The sequence below is a fragment of the Achromobacter sp. FW305-C-28 genome (assembly GCF_058783235.1).
On sequence record NZ_JBYSYL010000001.1, the window covers coordinates 496,490 to 514,920 of the forward strand.

Below are 18,431 nucleotides of genomic sequence, written 5' to 3' on the forward strand. Positions count from 1 at the left end.
GGGCGGCCCAGGCCGTCGCGCCATCGTCGGGCAACTGGCGAGGCAACGCGCGGTTCAACCGGAAACGCCGCACACCGGTATTGCTGCGCCCTCGGGGCGACAGTTCGAAGTGAGCGGTGTTATTTTTGTCACGGCCTGGCGTTTGCAGTACTCTGCGCTTGGCTATAATTCGCGGGATTTTTCCCATTTGGAGATCTGCATGGAAAGCATCGAACAGCGCGTCAAGAAGATCGTCGCTGAACAACTTGGCGTGAACGAAGCCGAGATCAAGAACGAATCCTCCTTCCTTGACGACCTCGGTGCCGATTCGCTCGACATGGTCGAACTGGTCATGGCGCTCGAAGACGAATTCGAGACCGAGATCCCCGACGAAGAGGCCGAAAAGATCACGACCGTGCAACAAGCGATTGATTACATCAATTCGAACGGTAAGCAGTAAGCTCAGCCTATATCCTTCTGGTTGCCCGAAATCCGATTTCGGGGCCAACCGGGAATCGGGGCGGTTTCAGGAATTTGCCGTGTGGTCCACGCGCGGGACGGGGGTTAAAGCCCGACCCGCTTTTGCGTGTGCCGCACGTGCAGTGCATCCCGAAAGCCGCCTTTCTTTTGTCTGTTTGAGGAGTCATCCGTGAAGCGACGAGTCGTCATCACTGGCCTTGGTATCGTTTCGCCCGTTGGCAACGACCTGACCACCGCTTGGGACAATATCGTCAACGGACGTTCTGGCATCAGCCGCATCACCCGTTTCGATCCCTCGGCCATCACCACGCACATCGCTGGCGAAGTCAAAGACTTCGACATCAGCACCTATATCTCGGCCAAAGAAGCCCGCCAGATGGATACCTTCATCCATTACGGCCTGGCTGCCGGGATGCAGGCGTGGCGCGACAGCGGCCTGGAAGTCACCGAAGCCAATGCCGAGCGCATCGGCGTGATCGTCGGTTCGGGCATCGGCGGCCTGCCGCGCATCGAAGAAACCCAGGTCGAGTACATGGCCAAGGGTCCGCGGCGCATTTCGCCGTTCTTCGTGCCGGGTTCGCTGATCAACTTGATCTCCGGTCACCTGTCCATCGCCTACGGCATGAAGGGCCCCAGCTACGCCGTCGTGTCGGCGTGCACCACGGGTCTGCATTGCATCGGCGATGCGGCCCGCCTGATCGAGTACGGCGATGCCGACGTCATGGTGGCCGGCGGCGCCGAATCGACCGTGTCGCCGCTGGGTATCGGCGGTTTTGCCGCCATGCGCGCGCTGTCGACCCGTAACGATGACCCTCAAACGGCTTCGCGTCCCTGGGACCGCGACCGCGACGGCTTCGTTCTGGGTGAGGGCGCCGGCGTGCTGGTGCTGGAAGAATACGAACACGCCAAGAAGCGCGGCGCGCGCATCTATGGTGAGTTCGCCGGCTACGGCATGAGCTCCGACGCGCATCACATTACGGCCCCCGACAAGGACGGCCCGCGTCGCGGCGTCCTCAACGCGCTGCGCAACGGCGGCCTGAACGTGGACGACATCCAGTATGTCAACGCGCACGGCACGTCCACGCCCCTGGGCGACAAGAACGAGACCGACGCGTTGAAGCTGGCTTTCGGCGATCACGCCAAGAAGCTGGTAGTGAACTCGACCAAGTCCATGACCGGCCACTTGCTGGGCGCGGCGGGCGGCATCGAGGCCGTGTTCACGACCCTGGCGGTCTACAACCAGGTCTCGCCCCCGACGATCAACATCTTCAATCAAGATCCGGAATGCGATCTGGATTACTGCGCCAACGAGGCGCGGCAGATGAAGATCGACGTGGGTCTGTCCAACTCGTTCGGCTTCGGCGGCACCAACGGCTCGATGGCCGTTCGCCGGGTCTGATTTGGAAGACCCAGGCCAGGGGCGCTGGACGTTTCGCGTGCCTGTCTTGCGGCCGCGCGGCGTTGCGGCGCTTCCGGCCTTGGGGCTGGCCGCGTCCGCGGCCAGCCTCCTGACTGCCGGGGCGTGGCTTGGCCCCGCCTGGCTGGCCGCCGCCGCCTTGATGACGCTGCCGCTGGCGGCCAGGCTGTTACACTCGGACGGTAGTGGCCTGTCCCCGGTATCGGCGTTGCGTACGGCGGCCGGGTCTGGCCGGTGGCAGGTGCGCCTGCCGGGCGGCTGGCAGGACGCGGCGCTGGTCGACCAGCACCGTGGGCCGGCATGGCTTACGCTCACCCTGCAGCCCTTGCCCTCCGGGAGTATGGCCTTTAACAACAACAATGTAACTTTCACCGTCTGGCAGCAGACGTTGCGACCCCAGGCCTGGCGGCGTTTGTGCCTCTTGGCGGGTGCGGCGCGGCGTGCGCCCCCGGCGGTCCGCCTGCGGGAGGCCTCATGAGCGAGCGCGAAGTCGACGCCGAGCTTGTCGCCCGCGTTCAGCGAGGCGACAAGAAGGCCTTCGATCTGCTGGTGCTGAAGTACCAGCGCAAGATTCTTCGCCTGCTGGCCCGGATGATCCGGGACCCGTCCGAAATCGAGGACGTGGCCCAGGAAGCGTTCATCAAGGCCTATCGGGCCCTGCCCCAATTTCGGGGTGAAAGCGCGTTCTACACCTGGTTGTATCGCATTGCCATCAATACGGCCCGCAATTGGCTTGCCTCGCAGGGCCGGCGGCCGAGTGCGCCCAATGCGATAGAAACGGAAGACGGTGAAACTTTTAACGAAACCGACAACCTAACCGATATAAGCACGCCGGAATCCATGGTGGCCAGCCGCGAGATCGCCGAGACGGTGAACGCGGCCATCGAGGAATTGCCCGAGGAATTGCGCACCGCGATCGTCCTGCGTGAAATCGAAGGTATGAGTTACGAAGACATCGCCCAGAGCATGGACTGCCCCATTGGTACGGTGCGTTCCCGCATTTTTCGTGCGCGTGAAGCCATCGCGACCAAGTTGCGCCCATTGCTTGGCACCGATGCCGAGCGTCGCTGGTAAGGAGTGGCAGTCATGCAGACAACAGCAGCCAAGTCCGTCGTTTCTTCCGAGGCCGCCTGGGAGGAATCACTTTCCGCCTGGATGGATGGAGAGGAAACCGACGATATTCTCCCCGGCCTGCTGACCCGTGAAGGGCGGCAGACCTGGGACACCTATCATCTTATTGGTGATGCCTTGCGCAACACCGACCTGGCGCTGACGCCCAGTGCGGGCTTTCACGCCCGTCTGTCGCGCGCGCTGGATGCCGAGCTGCCGATCGTGGCGGCGCCCCGGCGCCGGTCGCCGCTGCGCATGGGCCTGTCCGGCCTGGCCGTGGCGGCCGCGGTCGCCACCGTCGCCTGGGTGGCCCAGCCGTACCTGGCGGGCGGTTCCCCCGGCACCGAGACGCGCGTGCTGGCCGACGCCAGCCTGAGCGGCACCGACACTTCGGGCCTGAGCGACTACCTGGAGGCCCATCGCCAGATGGCCGGCCCCAGCGCGGTGCGCCAGGTGTCGTTCGATGTCGGAGCGGGACGCTGATGGCCTTGGTGCTTCCGAATCGCTGGCCGGTGCTGGGCCGGGCCGCCTCGTGGCAGGCCCACCGCGCCGGCTGGTTTGCCGCTACGCTCCTGACTGCATTCCTGGCCGCGCACGAACCCGCGCACGCCGCCGATACCGCACCCGCCCAGCAAGGCGATGACGTGGTGCAGTTGCTGTCGCGCATCCAGCAGGCGGCGCGCAAGCAGGACTACGCGGGCGTGTTCATGTACCAGCAGGGCGAGATGATCCAGTCGTCGCGCCTGGTGCACGTGCTGGACGGCACCGGCGAACGCGAACGGCTCGAGATCCTGGATGGCCAGCCGCGCGAGTACCTGCGCCACAACGAAGATGTGCAGTGCCTGATCCCCGAGCGCAAGACGGTCCTGATCGAGCGTCGCCGCGGCGACCGCTTTCCCGGCCTGCTGCTGGGCGATCCGGCCAACCTGACCGAGCACTACAAGATCCGCACTGAATCGGCCCTGCACCGGGTCGCCGGGCGCGAATGCCGCCTGATCACTATCGAACCGCTGGACAAGTTGCGCTATGGCTATCGCCTGTGCGCCGACGTCGAGACCAACCTGCTGCTGAAGGCCCAGACGCTCAACGCCGCCCGCGGCGTGGTCGAGCAGGTGTCGTTCACGTCGCTGCGCCTGGGCGCCGAGGTCGATCCGCAGTCGCTGACTTCCCGCTGGAACACGCGCGACTGGAAGGTGCTGGAACCCGCCATGAAGCCGGTCGACCTGGGCGCGCTGGGATGGCGCATTCCGGCGCCCAAGGGCTTCAGCGTGGTGATGCAGGTATCGCGCTCGATGGGGCGCGGCGCAACGGTCAACCAGATGGTGCTGTCCGATGGCCTGGCGGCGATCTCGGTGTTCATCGAACCCTATGACAGCCAGCGCGGCCATCATCCGCCCCCTGGCGCCGCCCAACGTGGTTCCATTACCGTGTACGGCACCCGCATCGCCGATTACTGGCTCACCGCCGTGGGCGAGGTACCGGTGGCGACGCTGGAACAATTGGCGGAAGCGACTGAATACGTACCCGTGGCGAACGCTCCGGCGGCCGGCTCCAAGTGAGCGGCCTCTGCGGCAAGAAGTAAATTCGGAGCAATCTATGAAAGCATTGATGGTGTCGAACCCCAGCCTGCGGCGCTTTCTGGCGGCTGCGTCGGCGGGGCTCATGATGTCGGCCGCGTTTGCGCCGGTCTCGCACGCGCAGACGCCGGTGGCCGACACGCCCACCCCGACGGTCGTGCTGCCTGACTTCACCAGCATCATCGAAAAGGCCGACCCGGCGGTCGTGAACATTCGCACCACCGCCACCGTGCCGATCCGCGGCGTGGGCCCCGGCGGCAACGATCCGGCCGAATTGTTCCGCTGGTTCTTCGGCCCCGACTTCCAGCCGCCAGGCCAGCAGGCCCCCGGCCAGCGTCAACGTCCGCAGCAGCCGCAGCCCGAAGAACGCACCGTGCCGCGCGGCGTGGGCTCGGGCTTCTTCATTTCCGATGACGGCTACATCATGACCAACAACCACGTGGTCAGCGATGCAACCGACATCTACGTCACCCTGACCGACGGCCGCGAGTTCAAGGCCAAGGTCATCGGCACCGACGAGCGCACCGACGTCGCGCTGATCAAGATCGAAGCCAAGGACATGACCCCGCTGGTCATCGGCGACCCCAAGAAGCTCAAGAAGGGCCAATGGGTGCTGGCCATCGGTTCGCCGTTTGGCCTGGATTCCACGGTCACGTCGGGCATTGTCAGCGCCATCGGCCGCGATACCGGTGAATACCTGCCGTTCATCCAGACGGACGTGGCAGTGAATCCCGGCAACTCGGGCGGTCCGCTGATCAACCTGGCGGGCGAGGTCGTGGGCATCAATTCCCAGATCATCTCGCGCAGTGGCGGCTTCATGGGCATTTCGCTGGCCATTCCCATCGACGAAGCCATGCGGGTGGTGGATCAGTTGCGCGCCACCGGCAAGGTCACGCGCGGCCGCGTGGGCGTGCAGATCGGCGAAGTCGGCAAGGACGTGGCCGAAGCCATCGGCCTGCCCAAGGCCGAAGGCGCCCTGGTCAGCAGCGTCGAGGTCGACGGTCCGGCCGAACAGGCGGGCGTGCAGCCGGGCGACGTGATCCTGTCGTTCAACAAGGAACCGATCAAGCGTTGGTCCGATCTGCCGCGCATCGTCGGCGAAACCAAGCCCGGCACGCGTGCCGACATGGAAGTGTGGCGCAAGGGCAAGAAGATGACGCTATCGGTCAAGGTGGGCGAGATTCCCGCCGAGAAGGCCGCTGCCGGCAAGAAGCCCGCGGCGCCTGCACCGGAAATCACCAACGCGCTGGGCCTGGGCGTGGTGGACGTGCCCGCCGACGTGCAGAAAAAGCTGCGCATCAAGGGCGGCGTGCAGGTCAAGGTCGCCGAAGGCGCTGCCGCCAAGGCCGGCCTGCAGGAAGGCGACATTGTGTTGGCCCTGAACGACACCGACGTCACCGGCGCCAAGCAGTTTGCCGAGCTGGTGGGCAAGCTGGACAAGGGCCGCGCGGCGGGCTTGCTGGTGCGCCGCGGCGAGCAGACGCAGTGGGTGGCGGTACCCGCAAGCAAATAAGGCCCAAGACCGGCTAAAATGGCTGGTTGCCGCAAGAGGGGGCGCCTGGCGCCCCCTCGTTTTTGCCCGGAAACGCCGCGGATCGCGGCCCGGCAGGGCGGCCGGGCCTGGTGCCCGAGGCGTTTGCCTATAACCCCCGTCAGCCGTGCCTACCCTGGTGGCGGCGTCTTCCGGCAGTTTGCCGAGTGTTCCGTCCCTTTTAAATTCAAGCATGCAGCATATTCGCAACTTCTCCATCATTGCCCACATCGATCACGGCAAATCGACCCTGGCCGATCGCCTGATCCAGCGCTGCGGCGGATTGGCGGATCGCGAAATGTCGGCGCAGGTGCTCGACTCCATGGAGATCGAACGCGAGCGCGGCATTACCATCAAGGCCCAGACCGCGGCCCTGCACTACAAGGCGCAGGACGGCAAGATCTACAACCTGAACCTGATCGACACCCCGGGGCACGTCGACTTCTCGTATGAAGTCAGCCGCTCGCTGTCGGCCTGCGAAGGCGCGCTGCTGGTGGTGGATGCCTCGCAGGGCGTCGAAGCCCAGACCGTGGCCAACTGCTACACCGCCATCGAACTGGGCGTGGAAGTGCTGCCGGTCCTGAACAAGATGGACCTGCCGCAGGCCGACCCCGAAGGCGCCCGCCAGGAAGTCGAGGACGTGATCGGTATCGACGCCTCGCAAGCCGTGCTGGCCAGCGCCAAGACCGGCATGGGCATCGACGAAATCCTGGAATCGATCGTGGCGCGCGTGCCGCAGCCCAAGGGCGACCCCGATGCGCCGCTGCAGGCCCTGATCATCGACTCGTGGTTCGACAACTACGTGGGCGTGGTCATGTTGGTGCGCATCGTCAACGGCGTGCTCAAGCCCAAGGACAAGATCCTGCTGATGGCCTCCGGCGCCACCCACCTGTGCGAGCAGACCGGCGTGTTCACGCCGAAGTCGCAGCAGCGCCCGCATCTGTCGGCGGGCGAGGTGGGTTTCATCATCGCCGGCATCAAGCAGCTCGAAGACGCCAAGGTCGGCGATACCGTTACGCTGGCCAACAAGCCGGCCGCCGCGGCCTTGCCGGGTTTCAAGGAAGTGAAGCCGCAGGTGTTCGCCGGCCTGTACCCCGTGGAGAGCTCCGAATACGATCAACTGCGCGATTCGCTCGACAAGCTCAAGCTGAACGATGCCGCGCTGATGTTCGAACCCGAAGTGTCGCAGGCGCTGGGCTTCGGCTTTCGCTGCGGCTTCCTGGGCCTTCTGCACATGGAAATCGTGCAGGAACGCCTGGAGCGCGAATTCGACATGGACATCATCACCACCGCGCCGTCGGTGGTGTACGAAGTCGAGCAGCGCGATGGCACCGTGATCACGGTCGAAAGCCCGTCGCGCATGCCGGAAGTGGGCAAGATCCAGGACATTCGCGAACCGATCGTGAAGGTCACGCTGTTCATGCCGCAGGACTACGTCGGCCCGGTCATGACGTTGTGCAACAACAAGCGCGGCTCGCAGATCAACATGAGTTACCACGGGCGTCAGGTGCACCTGGTGTACGAGATCCCGCTGGCCGAAATCGTGCTGGACTTCTTCGACAAGCTCAAGTCGGTGTCACGCGGCTATGCCTCGATGGACTACGAGTTTCTGGAGTACCGTTCGGCCGACGTGGTGCGCGTGGACCTGCTGATCAACAACGACCGCGTGGATGCGCTGGCCGTGATCGTTCACCGCAGCAACGCCCGTCACCGCGCCCGTGACGTCGTGACGCGCATGCGCGGCTTGATTCCTCGCCAGATGTTCGACGTCGTGATCCAGGCCGCCATCGGCGCCGAAATCATTGCCCGCGAAAACGTCAAGGCGCTGCGCAAGAACGTGCTGGCCAAGTGCTACGGCGGCGACATCTCGCGCAAGAAGAAGCTGCTGGAAAAGCAGAAGGCCGGCAAGAAGCGCATGAAGCAGGTCGGCACGGTGGAAATTCCCCAGGAAGCATTCCTGGCCATCTTGCAAGTGGACGACAAATAGAACCCAAGAAGGCGGTTAGCTGATGAGTTGGAACTTTGCCCTGATCCTGTTTGTTCTGCTGGTGCTGACCGGCATTATCTGGGGGCTCGATCTGGCCGTATTGCGGCGGGGCCGCGAACGCCGGGCCCAGGAAGCCATGGCGCAGTACGACGCGGCCCTGGCCGGCGGCGATGCGCAAGAGGCCGAGCGCCAGCGGCGCGAAGCCGGCGACAAGGCCCGCCGCGTGCCCTGGTGGATCGAATACGCGGTCAGCTTCTTCCCGGTGATCCTGTTCGTGTTCGTGCTGCGTTCGTTCGTGGTCGAGCCGTTTCGCATTCCGTCGGGTTCGATGCTGCCCACGCTGCAGTCCGGCGACTTGATCCTGGTGAACAAGTTCAGCTATGGCCTGCGCCTGCCTGTCATCGACAAGAAGGTCGTCGATATCGGCAAGCCGCAGCGCGGTGACGTGTTCGTGTTCCGTTACCCCGTGGATCCGGACGTCGACTACATCAAGCGCGTGGTCGGCCTGCCGGGTGATGAGGTGGCGTACCTGGACAAAAAGCTGTACGTGAACGGCGAATTGGTGACGCATGTGCGCGACGGCGACTACTTCGAACCCGATCGTGTGTCGTATATCGCACAATATAAAGAGAAGTTGGGCGAAGTTAGTCACAATATCCTGCTCGATGAGAGCCGGCCGCAGGAATATCGGCCGCAGTACCAATTTCCGTCCCTGGGGAACTGCCAATATTCCCGCGATGGGGTACGCTGCAAAGTACCCGAGGGGCAATACTTCGCCATGGGCGATAATCGGGATAACAGCGCCGACAGTCGATACTGGGGTTTCGTACCTGAAGCCAATATCGTCGGGAAGGCCTTCTTCATCTGGATGAATTTCAGCGATCTCAGCCGGATCGGCCGGTTCAACTGATTATGTCGCTAGCCACGCTAGAAAACCGGCTGGATCACCACTTCGGTGATCCAGCATTGCTTGAACAGGCACTGACGCACCGTAGCCATGGTGCGCGCCACAACGAGCGGCTGGAATTCCTTGGGGATTCCGTGCTGAACTTCGTCGTCGCGGCGATGCTGTTCGAGCGTTATTCGAAAATCGACGAGGGCGACCTGTCGCGCCTGCGGGCCAACCTGGTCAAACAGGCCTCGCTGGCCGATATCGCCCAGCGCCTGGAACTGTCGCAATACCTGCGCCTGGGCGAAGGCGAATTGAAAAGCGGCGGTTTCCGCCGTCCGTCGATCCTGGCGGACACGGTCGAGGCCCTGTTCGGCGCCGTGTTCCTGGATGCCGGCTTTGACGCCGCCCGCCGCGTGATCGTGCGCCAGTACCAGCCGGTGCTGGCGTCGGTCGACCCCAAGACCCTGGGCAAGGACGCCAAGACCTTGCTGCAGGAATTTCTGCAGGGCCGCAAGCTGGCCCTGCCCGTGTATACCGTGGTGGCCACGCATGGCGCGGCCCACAGCCAGCAGTTTGAAGTCGAGTGCGCCATTCCGGCGCTCGAGATCAAAGTGACGGCGCCTGGCGCCAGCCGCCGCGCCGCCGAGCAATCGGCGGCCAAGCTGGCCCTGGAAGCCGCGCTGGCCGTCAGCCCGGCGACCAAGGCTGCCCGCAAGTCGGGCAAGGCGCGCAAAACCGCGCAATTGTCGCTGCCCGTGGCAGTGTCCCAAGAGACTAAATGAGCGATACCCCTTTTCGTACCGGCTTCGTGGCCATCGTCGGCCGCCCCAATGTGGGCAAGTCCACGCTGACGAATGCCCTGATCGGTTCCAAGATTTCCATCGTGTCGCGCAAGGCGCAGACGACGCGTCACCGCATTCATGGCGTGCTGACGCGCGAGCACGAGCAGTTCGTGTTCGTCGATACGCCGGGGTTCCAGACGCGCCATGGCGGCGCCATGAACCGCATGATGAACCGCGTCGTGACGCAGGCCCTGGCCGACGTCGACGTGGTGGTGCACGTGGTTGAGGCCGGCAAGTGGTCCGAGGGCGACGCCAAGCTGCTGCCGCTGTTGCCGTCGCCCGAGCGCACCATTCTGGTTGTCAGCAAGATCGACGCCCTGAAGAACCGCGACGAGCTGTTCGCCTTTGTCTCCAAGATCATGGCGCTGCATCCGTTCGGCGCCGTGGTGCCGGTCAGCGCCACCAAGAACCAGCAGCTGGACCAGCTGCTGCAGGAAATCGCGGCGCGCCTGCCGGAAGGCGAGGCGATGTTCGAAGAAGACACCCTGACCGACCGCCCGATGCGCTTCATCGCGGCCGAGCTGGTGCGCGAGAAGATCTTCCGCCTGGTGGGCGACGAACTGCCCTATGGCTGTACGGTCGTCATCGAGCAGTGGGAAGAGACCGACAAGGGCGCGCGCATTGCCGCCTGCGTCGTCGTGGAGCGTGACAGCCACAAGCCCATTCTGCTGGGCACCGGCGGCATGCATATGAAACGCATCGCTTCCGAGGCGCGGCAGGACATCGCCAAGCTGCTGGACAAGCCGGTGCATCTTGAGATCTACATCAAGGTGCGCAAGGGCTGGTCCGACCGCGAGAGTGCGCTGCGCGATCTGGGCTATGAGTAAACGGGCGCCACGCGTCCAGGATCGCCCGGGATACATGCTGCACGCCACTGCGTGGCGTGAGACTTCCCTCATTGTTCAGACCTTCTCGCGCGACCACGGCTGTGTGGCCATGGTCGCCAAGGGCGCCAAGCGCCCGTATTCCGTCCTGCGCCCCGTGTTGTCGGCCTTTCAGCCCTTGCTGCTGTCCTGGACCGGCAACGGCGAAGTCAAGACGCTGACGCGCGCCGAGATCATGGGCGTGCGCGCCCTGAGCGGCACCGCGCTGATGTCGGCCTGGTACATGAACGAGCTGCTGCTGCGGCTGTTGCCCCGCGAAGACGCCCACCCCTTGCTGTTCGATGCCTACGACATGGCATTGCAGCAGCTCTCGGGCGGCACCCGCGCCGCCGGCGCCTTGCGCCGCTTCGAATGGACGCTGCTGCGCGAAACCGGTTATGGCGTCGATGAAGCCGAGCCCGATTTCGACGACCCGGTCATCGAACCGGCCTTGCGCCGTGACCTGCGCGAGCGCCTGGCCGAGAACCTGGCCGGCCGGCCCCTGGCCACGCGCCGGGTGCTGATGGACCTGCAGCGCATCTGAGCCTGCGGCGCGTCCGGCCATGACCTTCACGCTCAAACAGGTCGAGACCTTTCGTACGGTCTACGAAACCGAAAGCGTGACCGCCGCCGCCCGGCGCCTGGATGTATCGCCCGCCACCGTCAGCGCTACCCTGGCCGCCCTGGAAGCCAGCATCGAACTGCGCCTGTTCGAGCGCGTGCGCCAACGCATGCTGCGCACCCCCGAAGCCACGTTGCTGTACGAAGAAATCCGACGCCTGAACGTTGGCCTGGAAAGCCTGGGCAGGAAGATCCGGGCCATCCGCGGGGCGGCCCAGCCGCGCCTGCGCATTGGCTGCATCCACGCCTATAGCGGGGCGGTGGTCAGTGATGCCATCATGCGTTTTCGCCAGCGCTATCCCGATACGCCGCTGTACTTGCAGATACGTGATTCGAACACCTTGCGCGACATGGTCGTATCCGGCGAACTGGACCTGGCGACGGTGGCGGACGAGTCGGAACTGGAAGGCCTGCGGGGTCACCGGCTGGCCAGCTTGCGGGCCGTGGTGGTGTTTCCGAAAGACCATTCGCTGGCGCGCCTCGCGCAGGTCGGGTTTGCCCAGCTGGCCGACGCCGACGTCATTGCATTGAATACCGAAGATGCCTCGCGCCAACGGCTGGATGCGCTGGTGTTGCAGGCCGGCGCCAGCCTGAAGATAGCGATCGAGACGCCGTATTCCGCCACCGTCTGCCAGTTGGCCCTGGATGGCCACGGCGTCGGCATTGCCAACCCGGCGACGGCGGTGAGCCTGGAAGCGGCGGGATTGTGCCACCGGCCATTGGCCGCACCGGTGCATTTCGAATGCCACATGATCGTCCACGGCAGTCGGCCGCTGTCCGAAGCCGGCAAGTTCTGGGCGACCTGTTTGCGGGCCGCGCTGGCGCCGCTGGTGGAACGCTATGGGGTCGCCCGCGGTTAGACGCAAGGCGAGACACGTCAAGCGTTGCGCCAGCCACGTCCACCTTCCTGCATCAACCTCGGCGTCCGTCCGACGTCAGGATCAATACCACCGACGATTCTGCATCCAGTTGGCCCGCGCGCCGCAACCGGGTCACTGCCGCCAGCGCCGCGGCCGACGACAGTTCGGTGGCCAGGCCCATGCGTTCCAGCCGTTGTTGGGCCTGCGCGGCCGCGGCATCCGATACCTCGACCGGTGAACCGCCCGAGCGCAACAGCGCTTGCAGCGATTGCAGGGTGGTCGTGCCGCCCGCGATGGAGTACTGGTCCGTTGCGCCTTCCCATAGGCTGCGTGCATCGCCCATGGCGCGCGCCCGCGACAGGCGGGGGTAGGGCTCGACGGCATGCAGGCGCGGCAATTGCGCGATCAGGCCGGCGTACAGCAGATGCTGCCAGCCCAGCAGGATGCCCCACAGCAGGTCGCCCCGGGCGGTTGGCACGACGATATCGGTCGGCACACCGCAGGCGTCGAAGATTTCGCGGGCGATGGGCTTGTAGCCTTCGACCCCATAAGCGTGAGTGCCGACAGGTGGATTGAGATAGTTGGTGCCGGCGAAGGCGCCATGGCTGCGGCAGAGGTCCGCTACAAACGGCCAGCGCGCCAGGCTGTCGTCGAAGGCTGTGAGGCGGGCGCCGAAGCGCTGCATGGCGTCGCGTTGCAAGGGCGGACAGTTGCGGGTGATGGCGATATCGGCTTGCAGCCCGGCGGCGGCGCAGTAGGCGGCCAGCGAGACACCGGCATTGCCGCTGGACGCGGCGGCCACGCGGGACGCCCCCGCCAGACGGGCGCGCGACACGAGCTGCGCGGCCATGCGGTCTTTGTGGCTGCCGGTGGGATTGGCGCTTTCGCATTTCAGCCACAGTTGGCCGACGCCTTCGGCTTGTGCCAACGGCGAGGCGTTCAGGCAAGGCGTAGCGCCTTCGCCCAGCGTGACGGGATTTAGCACCGGCAGTGCCATTGCGTCATCGCCTGCCATCGCGTCATAGCGGCATTCCAGCGAGGCGGGGTGGCCGGCCAGCAGGCAATGGGGGCAGCCTTCCGGGTAATCGGCGGGTGGCAGCAGGCTTTCGCAGCGAATGCAGCGCAGGCCGGACAAGCGAGGGTTCATCTGCATGGGTCAGTACAACGAGGCAAGGGAATCCAGGGGAAGGGCGGGCGCGACTTGCAGCAGGCAGTCGCCATCGTCGCTGCGGGCGATGGCGCGCAGGCAGACGACGGTGCCTGCCTGCGGGCTGGCCAGGTTGCGCGAAGCCAGGTCGGGCCGGGCCGGTTCGATGAGCTGGCCGATGGTCTGGCCGGCCGTCACGGTCTGGCCGAGGGCGACGCCGGGCACGAAGACGCCGCTGTCGCGCGTACGCAAGGTGGCGGCCGGCGCATCCAGGTCATAGAGCGACGGGTTGGGTTGGCGCGGTGCGGTGCTGGACAGAAGGCCCAGCTCGGCCAGGCAGCCCAGCAGCCCGTCGCGACAATGTTCGACCAGTGTGCGGGTGGTTTCACGGCCGCCGCCGATTTCCGCGCTGAGCCGCAGCACGCCCAGGCGGCTGGCGGCCGCGGGCAGGGAGCCGGCATCGGTGCCGCGAAAGAACATGCAATGGGGCAGGCCGAAGGCACGCGCCAGCGCCGGCAGGCGTTCGTCGTACGCATCGTCGCCGTAGCGGGTGATGACCGATGACGGCAGGTAACGCAGCGATGCGCCGCCGCTATGCACGTCGACCAGCGCCTGGATGTGCGGCAACAGCCGGGCTTCCAATGCGGCGGCCACGCTTTCCGTGTAGCCGCGCGCCGGCGCGCCCAGGAAGGCGCGATTCAGGTTGCCGGCGTCCGAGGGCGACAGGCGGGTGCCGGCCAGAGATGCTTCGGCATTGGCAGCCGGCAGCAGGTAGACCGTGCCGCGTTGCAGGACGCCCGGCAGCAGGTGCCACAGTAGCAGGATGGCGGCCTGGCCTTCCCATTCGTCGCCATGCACGCCGGCCATCAGGGCCACGGCGGGGCCGGGCCCGGCCTCGATCTTCAGCACGGGCACGGTGATGCGCCGGTACGCTGATGTGTTGGTGGCGGCGGCGCAGGTGAAGTCTTCCCGGCTTACCTTGGCCATGGCGATGCTCCCGATGGCAGGGGACGACGGCTCAATCCAGCGTGGTGCCGGCGGCCTTGATGATGCTTTCCCATTTGGGCAGTTCCTTCTGAATCTGGGTCTTCACGTCTTCGGGCGAGCCGCCCAGCGGTTCTTGCGATCGGCTGCGCAGTTCCTTGCTGACCGCGTCCGAGCGCAAGGCGGTGTTCATGGCCGCGTTGAGCCTGGCAATCACCGCGGGGGGCGTGCCGGCGGGCGCCACCAGGGCGCTCCAGGCGGACTGTTCATAGTCGGGGTAGCCCTGTTCGGCTACCGTCGGTACGTCCGGATTGGAAGCGGCGCGACCCTTGGTCGTGACGGCCAGCGCGCGCAGGCGGCCGTCCTTCAGGTTGCCGATCAAGGGCGGCAGGTTCTCCATCATTGAATCCACATGCCCGCCCAGCAGGTCCGACAACTGGGCGGCGGTGGCCTTGTAGGGAATCTGCCGCACGGCCGCGCCGGTCTGCGCGATGAAGAGTTTGACGCCGACTTCGCTGGTGGTGCCGGGGTCGGCCGAGGTCATGGTCAGGCGGTCGGGTTGGGCGCGGCTGGCGGCGATGAAGCTTTTCAGGTCGCGGTACGGCGAGGCCGCATTGACGACGATGACGTTGGGCGTTTCGGCGACCAGTCCGATGGGCGTGATGTCGCGGTCCAGGTCATAGAGCTGCTGCTTGAACAGGTAGCGGTGCAGCACCAGCGTGCCGACGTGTGCATAGCCGATGGTGTAGCCGTCGGGCGCGGCGCGTACCAAGGCCTGGGTGCCGATGCGACCCCCCGCGCCCACGCGGTTTTCCACTACCACCGGCCGCCCCAGCGTGCGGCTCATTTCCTGGCCGACCAGGCGGGCGGTGATGTCGGCGTTGCCGCCGGCTGCGGCGGGCACGATCAGGGTGATCGGGCGGGCGGGGTAATCGGCCAGCGCGGGCGGCGCGGTCAGGCAAAGCAACAGGGCGGCAAGGCTGGCGGTGCGTGTCATGACGGATTCCCGGGACGTTAAGGGCTTGCGAGATCGGAGGGTGCGATCAGGCTGCGCCATTGTGCGGCGGCCGCGCCGGGAATTCGTTCGGTTTATTGAGATGGATGTTTGGTTGGATCTAACGGTTCGGCAGGCCGGTCGGCGCGGCGCCCCAGCCCATAGCCGAGCGCTGCGGCAGCCAACGCGCAGGCGGCGCCCAACAGGGCGATCAACGCCACGCCGTGGCCCAGGGCGTCTACGCCGGCCTTGACCCAGCCGCTGGCGGCGTCGCCCGCCCGGTACACCACGGTATCGATGACGTTCTTGGTCTTGTATTTGTCTTCAGGCGAGACCGCGGTGAACAGCATTTCCCGCCCCGGGCGGATCAAGGCATATTCGCCCACGCGGCGCAGGATCATGGCGCCCGCCAACACGGCGAACACGGGGTAGGCCGCCAGGGCCAGAAACGCCAGCACCATGGCCAACGGGACGGCGGTCATCAGGAACCGCACGCCCAGCCGGGCGGCCACCCGGCCTGTGATGAACAACTGCGACAGCAGCGCCAGCGCCTGGACCGTGAAGTCCAGGGCCGAGAACACGCGGATGCGCTGCGCGGTGTCGGTGAACGCGCCAGCCACCAGCCGGGCCTGCTCCATGTAGAGAAAGGTATTGAGGGTGGCCAGCAGCACGACCAGCCCGGCGATGCCCAGCAGGTAGCGCGACTGGAACACGCGTGACAGACCCGCGAGCACCGCGCCCGGGATGGGCCGCGCCATCTCGGCCGTGTCGGCATCGGAATGCGTGGCGGCGCGCCAGCGCAGCAGCCAGCGTTTGAGCGGCAGCGTCGCGGCCAGCAGCAGGGCCGACAGCAGCAACAAGCCCGCCGGACCCAGTGCCCCGGCCAACAGCCCGCCCAGCAACGGACCGCACAGTCCGCCCGCGCTGGCGCCTGCGGCGATCAGCGCGAACAGGCGCTTGGCCGAGTCCATGCGGAACACGTCGGCCATCAGGCTCCAAGCCAGCGACACCACGAACAGGTTGAAGACCGACAGCCAGACGTAGAAGCTGCGCGCGGCCCAGACGCTGTCAGGGCGCCAGTGGAACAGGGCGGCGTAGCCCGCCATGGTCGCGGCGAAGGCGGCGTAGACCCAGGTCACCAGCGTGGCCCGCGGCACCCGGGCCGACAGCCAGCCGAACAGCGGCACGACCGCCAGCATGGCAAGAAAGGTGGCGGTGAACAGCCATTGCAGCTGGTCCACGCCCGCCTGGATACCCAGGGTTTCGCGGATCGGCCGCAGCATGAAATAGCCGCAGAAGAGAAAAAAGAAGAACGCGAAACCGCAGGCGGCCGCGGCCAGCTCGTCGGGGCGGATACCGAGCGCTTGCGCCGCCCGGTGGCGCCAGGGGCCGGCCTGGGCGGTCATGGCGTCAGGCCAGCAGGGCGGCGATGCGTTCGCGCTGCGCCTCGTTCGCCAGCGGGCCGAAGCCGGCCAGCACGTTGTCGGCCATATTGGCGGGCTTGGAGGTGGCGGGGATGACGGCGGTGACGGCGGGGTGGCTGATGACGAACTTCAGGAACAACTGAGCCCAGGAGCCGCAACCGATTTCCGCGGCCAATTCAGGCAAGGGCCGGCCCTTGACCTGGCGAAACAGGGCGCCGTCCTGGAACGGGCGGTTGATCAGCACGGCCACGCCGTTCGCCAGGCAGGCCGGCAGCAGGCGTTTTTCGGCGTTGCGCGCGCCGACCGACAGGTTGATCTGCAGGAAGTCGGGTTTTTCTCGCTCGATCAGGTCGGTGAGTTCGTCGTGGGCGTAGTCGGTGTAATGCGTGATGCCGATGTAGCGCGTCACGCCCTGTTGTTTCAAGTCGCGCAGCAGCGCCAGCTGGTTGCGGGTGTCGATCAGGTTGTGCACCTGGATCAGGTCCAGCTTGTCGGTCTTGAGGGCGCGCTGCGAATGTTCGATCTGGCGCCGGGCCGCCTCATGCCCCTGGGTGCTGATTTTGGTGGCCAGGAAGGCCTGGCGGCGCATGTCCGGCTTGCGCGTCACCAGGTCGCCGGTGACGGCCTCGGCCTGGCCGTAGCTGGGAGCGGTGTCGATCAGCCGGCCGCCCGCCTCGAGCAGCGTGTCCAGCACCTGGGCCAACGGCGCCATGGCGGCCGCATCCGACGGTGGCACATTGAAGGTATCGGCCGTGCCCAGCCCCATGACCGGCAGCATTTCGCCCGACGACCAGATCTCGCGAACACGCATGGGGCGCTTGGTGCTCAGGGCGTGGGCCGCCCACGGCTGGGCCAGCAAGGGGGCGCAGGCGGCAGCCTGCAGGAAGCGACGGCGGTCGGACATGGCAAGCTCCAATGAAAAAGGGCCTGCACGTATCATGCAGGCCCTTGTTTGCCGACTGGCGGTGCGCGATTACTCGCGGTTGCCGCCGAAGATGCCGAGCAGCATCAGCAGGTTCGAGAAGACGTTGTAGACGTCCAGGTAGATGGCCAGCGTGGCCGAAACGTAGTTCGTTTCGCCGCCGTTCACGACGCGTTGCAGGTCAACCAGCATGAACGCCGAGAAGATGACGATGGCCAGCACCGAGATGGTCAGCATCAGCGCAGGCAACTGCAGGAAGATGTTGGCCAGGGCGGCAACCAGGATGACGACCGCGCCGATGAACAGGAATTTCTGCAGGCCGGACAGATCGCGCTTGATGGTGGTGGCCAGGGTGGCCATGGTGCCGAACACGATCGCGGTGCCGCCGAAGGCCGTCATGACCAGCTGCGAGCCGTTGCTGAAGCCCATCACGAAGCCGAGCAGGCGCGACAGCATCACGCCCATGAAGAACGTGAAGGCCAGCAGCAGGACCACGCCCAGCGAGTTGTTCTTGTTTTTCTCGATGGCGAACATCATGCCGAACGCGCCCACCAGGAACACGATGGCGGACAGGCCCGGGCTGGCGCCCATGACCCGGTTGATGCCCGTGTACAGGCCGACGGCCGCGCCGAGGACGGTCGGGATCAGCGACAGCGCCAGGAGCCAATAGGTGTTGCGCAGCACCTGGTTGCGCGCGACCTCGCCCGGCGCGCCGGCGATGGTGCCGGAACGGTTAAAGGGGGACGGACGATATTCGTTCATGGAGGACTCCTGTGTACGGCAGAAATTGATTTGCCTAGA

At 65.8% G+C, this 18,431-nt stretch carries 18 protein-coding genes; 12 read left to right on the top strand and 6 right to left on the bottom strand.

The window, feature by feature from the left end; translation table 11 throughout:
• Window positions 1-199: 199 nt before the first annotated feature.
• The 12 genes from acpP to AC3WMR_RS02280 all read left to right on the top strand — a co-directional run bounded on the left by acpP (window position 200) and on the right by AC3WMR_RS02280 (window position 12,159).
• Window positions 200-439, top strand: a complete 240-nt coding sequence (gene acpP, locus AC3WMR_RS02225) for an acyl carrier protein (RefSeq protein ID WP_005012191.1) — start codon at window positions 200-202, stop codon at window positions 437-439.
• 189 nt (window positions 440-628) lie between these two features.
• A complete protein-coding gene (fabF, locus tag AC3WMR_RS02230; protein ID WP_492262490.1) occupies window positions 629-1,858 on the top strand; it encodes a beta-ketoacyl-ACP synthase II in 1,230 nt (409 codons plus the stop codon).
• 492 nt (window positions 1,859-2,350) lie between these two features.
• Window positions 2,351-2,950, top strand: coding sequence for an RNA polymerase sigma factor RpoE (rpoE, locus tag AC3WMR_RS02235; protein ID WP_006223829.1), 600 nt, complete (start codon window positions 2,351-2,353; stop codon window positions 2,948-2,950).
• Window positions 2,951-2,962: 12 nt separating this feature from the next.
• Window positions 2,963-3,469 carry a sigma-E factor negative regulatory protein gene (locus tag AC3WMR_RS02240; protein ID WP_025137134.1) on the top strand — a complete coding sequence of 169 codons (507 nt, stop codon included), beginning with the start codon at window positions 2,963-2,965 and terminating at the stop codon, window positions 3,467-3,469.
• The gene (locus tag AC3WMR_RS02245; RefSeq protein WP_492262491.1) at window positions 3,469-4,545 is read left to right on the top strand and encodes a MucB/RseB C-terminal domain-containing protein; all 1,077 of its coding nucleotides are present in this window, start codon (window positions 3,469-3,471) and stop codon (window positions 4,543-4,545) included. The genes AC3WMR_RS02240 and AC3WMR_RS02245 overlap by 1 nt, the downstream gene beginning before the upstream one ends.
• A gap of 37 nt (window positions 4,546-4,582) precedes the next feature.
• Window positions 4,583-6,076 (top strand): DegQ family serine endoprotease, encoded by a 1,494-nt coding sequence (locus AC3WMR_RS02250; RefSeq protein ID WP_492262492.1) that lies wholly within the window; start codon window positions 4,583-4,585, stop codon window positions 6,074-6,076.
• A 211-nt stretch (window positions 6,077-6,287) separates the two neighbouring features.
• Complete coding sequence (lepA, locus tag AC3WMR_RS02255) at window positions 6,288-8,081, top strand: translation elongation factor 4 (RefSeq protein WP_025137137.1); 1,794 nt, start codon at window positions 6,288-6,290, stop codon at window positions 8,079-8,081.
• Window positions 8,082-8,103: 22 nt separating this feature from the next.
• On the top strand, window positions 8,104-8,991 hold the full coding sequence (gene lepB, locus AC3WMR_RS02260) for a signal peptidase I (RefSeq protein ID WP_492262493.1): 888 nt from the start codon (window positions 8,104-8,106) through the stop codon (window positions 8,989-8,991).
• A gap of 2 nt (window positions 8,992-8,993) precedes the next feature.
• Complete coding sequence (gene rnc, locus AC3WMR_RS02265; RefSeq protein WP_029953720.1) at window positions 8,994-9,755, top strand: ribonuclease III; 762 nt, start codon at window positions 8,994-8,996, stop codon at window positions 9,753-9,755.
• Entirely contained in the window at window positions 9,752-10,642 is an 891-nt protein-coding gene (gene era / locus AC3WMR_RS02270) for a GTPase Era (RefSeq protein ID WP_025137140.1), read from the top strand. Before rnc ends, era begins: the two co-directional genes overlap by 4 nt.
• A complete protein-coding gene (gene recO, locus AC3WMR_RS02275; RefSeq protein WP_025137141.1) occupies window positions 10,635-11,222 on the top strand; it encodes a DNA repair protein RecO in 588 nt (195 codons plus the stop codon). The genes era and recO overlap by 8 nt, the downstream gene beginning before the upstream one ends.
• 19 nt (window positions 11,223-11,241) lie before the next feature.
• On the top strand, window positions 11,242-12,159 hold the full coding sequence (locus AC3WMR_RS02280; RefSeq protein WP_492262494.1) for a LysR substrate-binding domain-containing protein: 918 nt from the start codon (window positions 11,242-11,244) through the stop codon (window positions 12,157-12,159).
• A gap of 52 nt (window positions 12,160-12,211) precedes the next feature.
• On the opposite strand, the gene AC3WMR_RS02285 is transcribed toward AC3WMR_RS02280, so the two are convergent.
• The 6 genes from AC3WMR_RS02285 to AC3WMR_RS02310 form a co-directional block, all read right to left on the bottom strand.
• The gene (locus AC3WMR_RS02285) at window positions 12,212-13,312 is read right to left on the bottom strand and encodes a pyridoxal-phosphate dependent enzyme (RefSeq protein WP_492262495.1); all 1,101 of its coding nucleotides are present in this window, start codon (window positions 13,310-13,312) and stop codon (window positions 12,212-12,214) included.
• Between the two features lie 3 nt (window positions 13,313-13,315).
• Window positions 13,316-14,293: a M14 family metallopeptidase gene (locus AC3WMR_RS02290; protein WP_492262496.1), complete on the bottom strand. Its 978-nt coding sequence runs from the start codon at window positions 14,291-14,293 to the stop codon at window positions 13,316-13,318.
• 31 nt (window positions 14,294-14,324) lie between these two features.
• A complete protein-coding gene (locus AC3WMR_RS02295) occupies window positions 14,325-15,287 on the bottom strand; it encodes a Bug family tripartite tricarboxylate transporter substrate binding protein (RefSeq protein WP_492262497.1) in 963 nt (320 codons plus the stop codon).
• A 92-nt stretch (window positions 15,288-15,379) separates the two neighbouring features.
• Window positions 15,380-16,690 carry an NTP/NDP exchange transporter gene (locus AC3WMR_RS02300; protein ID WP_492262498.1) on the bottom strand — a complete coding sequence of 437 codons (1,311 nt, stop codon included), beginning with the start codon at window positions 16,688-16,690 and terminating at the stop codon, window positions 15,380-15,382.
• Between the two features lie 4 nt (window positions 16,691-16,694).
• On the bottom strand, window positions 16,695-17,612 hold the full coding sequence (locus tag AC3WMR_RS02305; RefSeq protein ID WP_492262499.1) for an aldo/keto reductase: 918 nt from the start codon (window positions 17,610-17,612) through the stop codon (window positions 16,695-16,697).
• Window positions 17,613-17,681: 69 nt separating this feature from the next.
• Window positions 17,682-18,392 (bottom strand): Bax inhibitor-1/YccA family protein, encoded by a 711-nt coding sequence (locus AC3WMR_RS02310; RefSeq protein ID WP_025137148.1) that lies wholly within the window; start codon window positions 18,390-18,392, stop codon window positions 17,682-17,684.
• Window positions 18,393-18,431 lie beyond the last annotated feature (39 nt).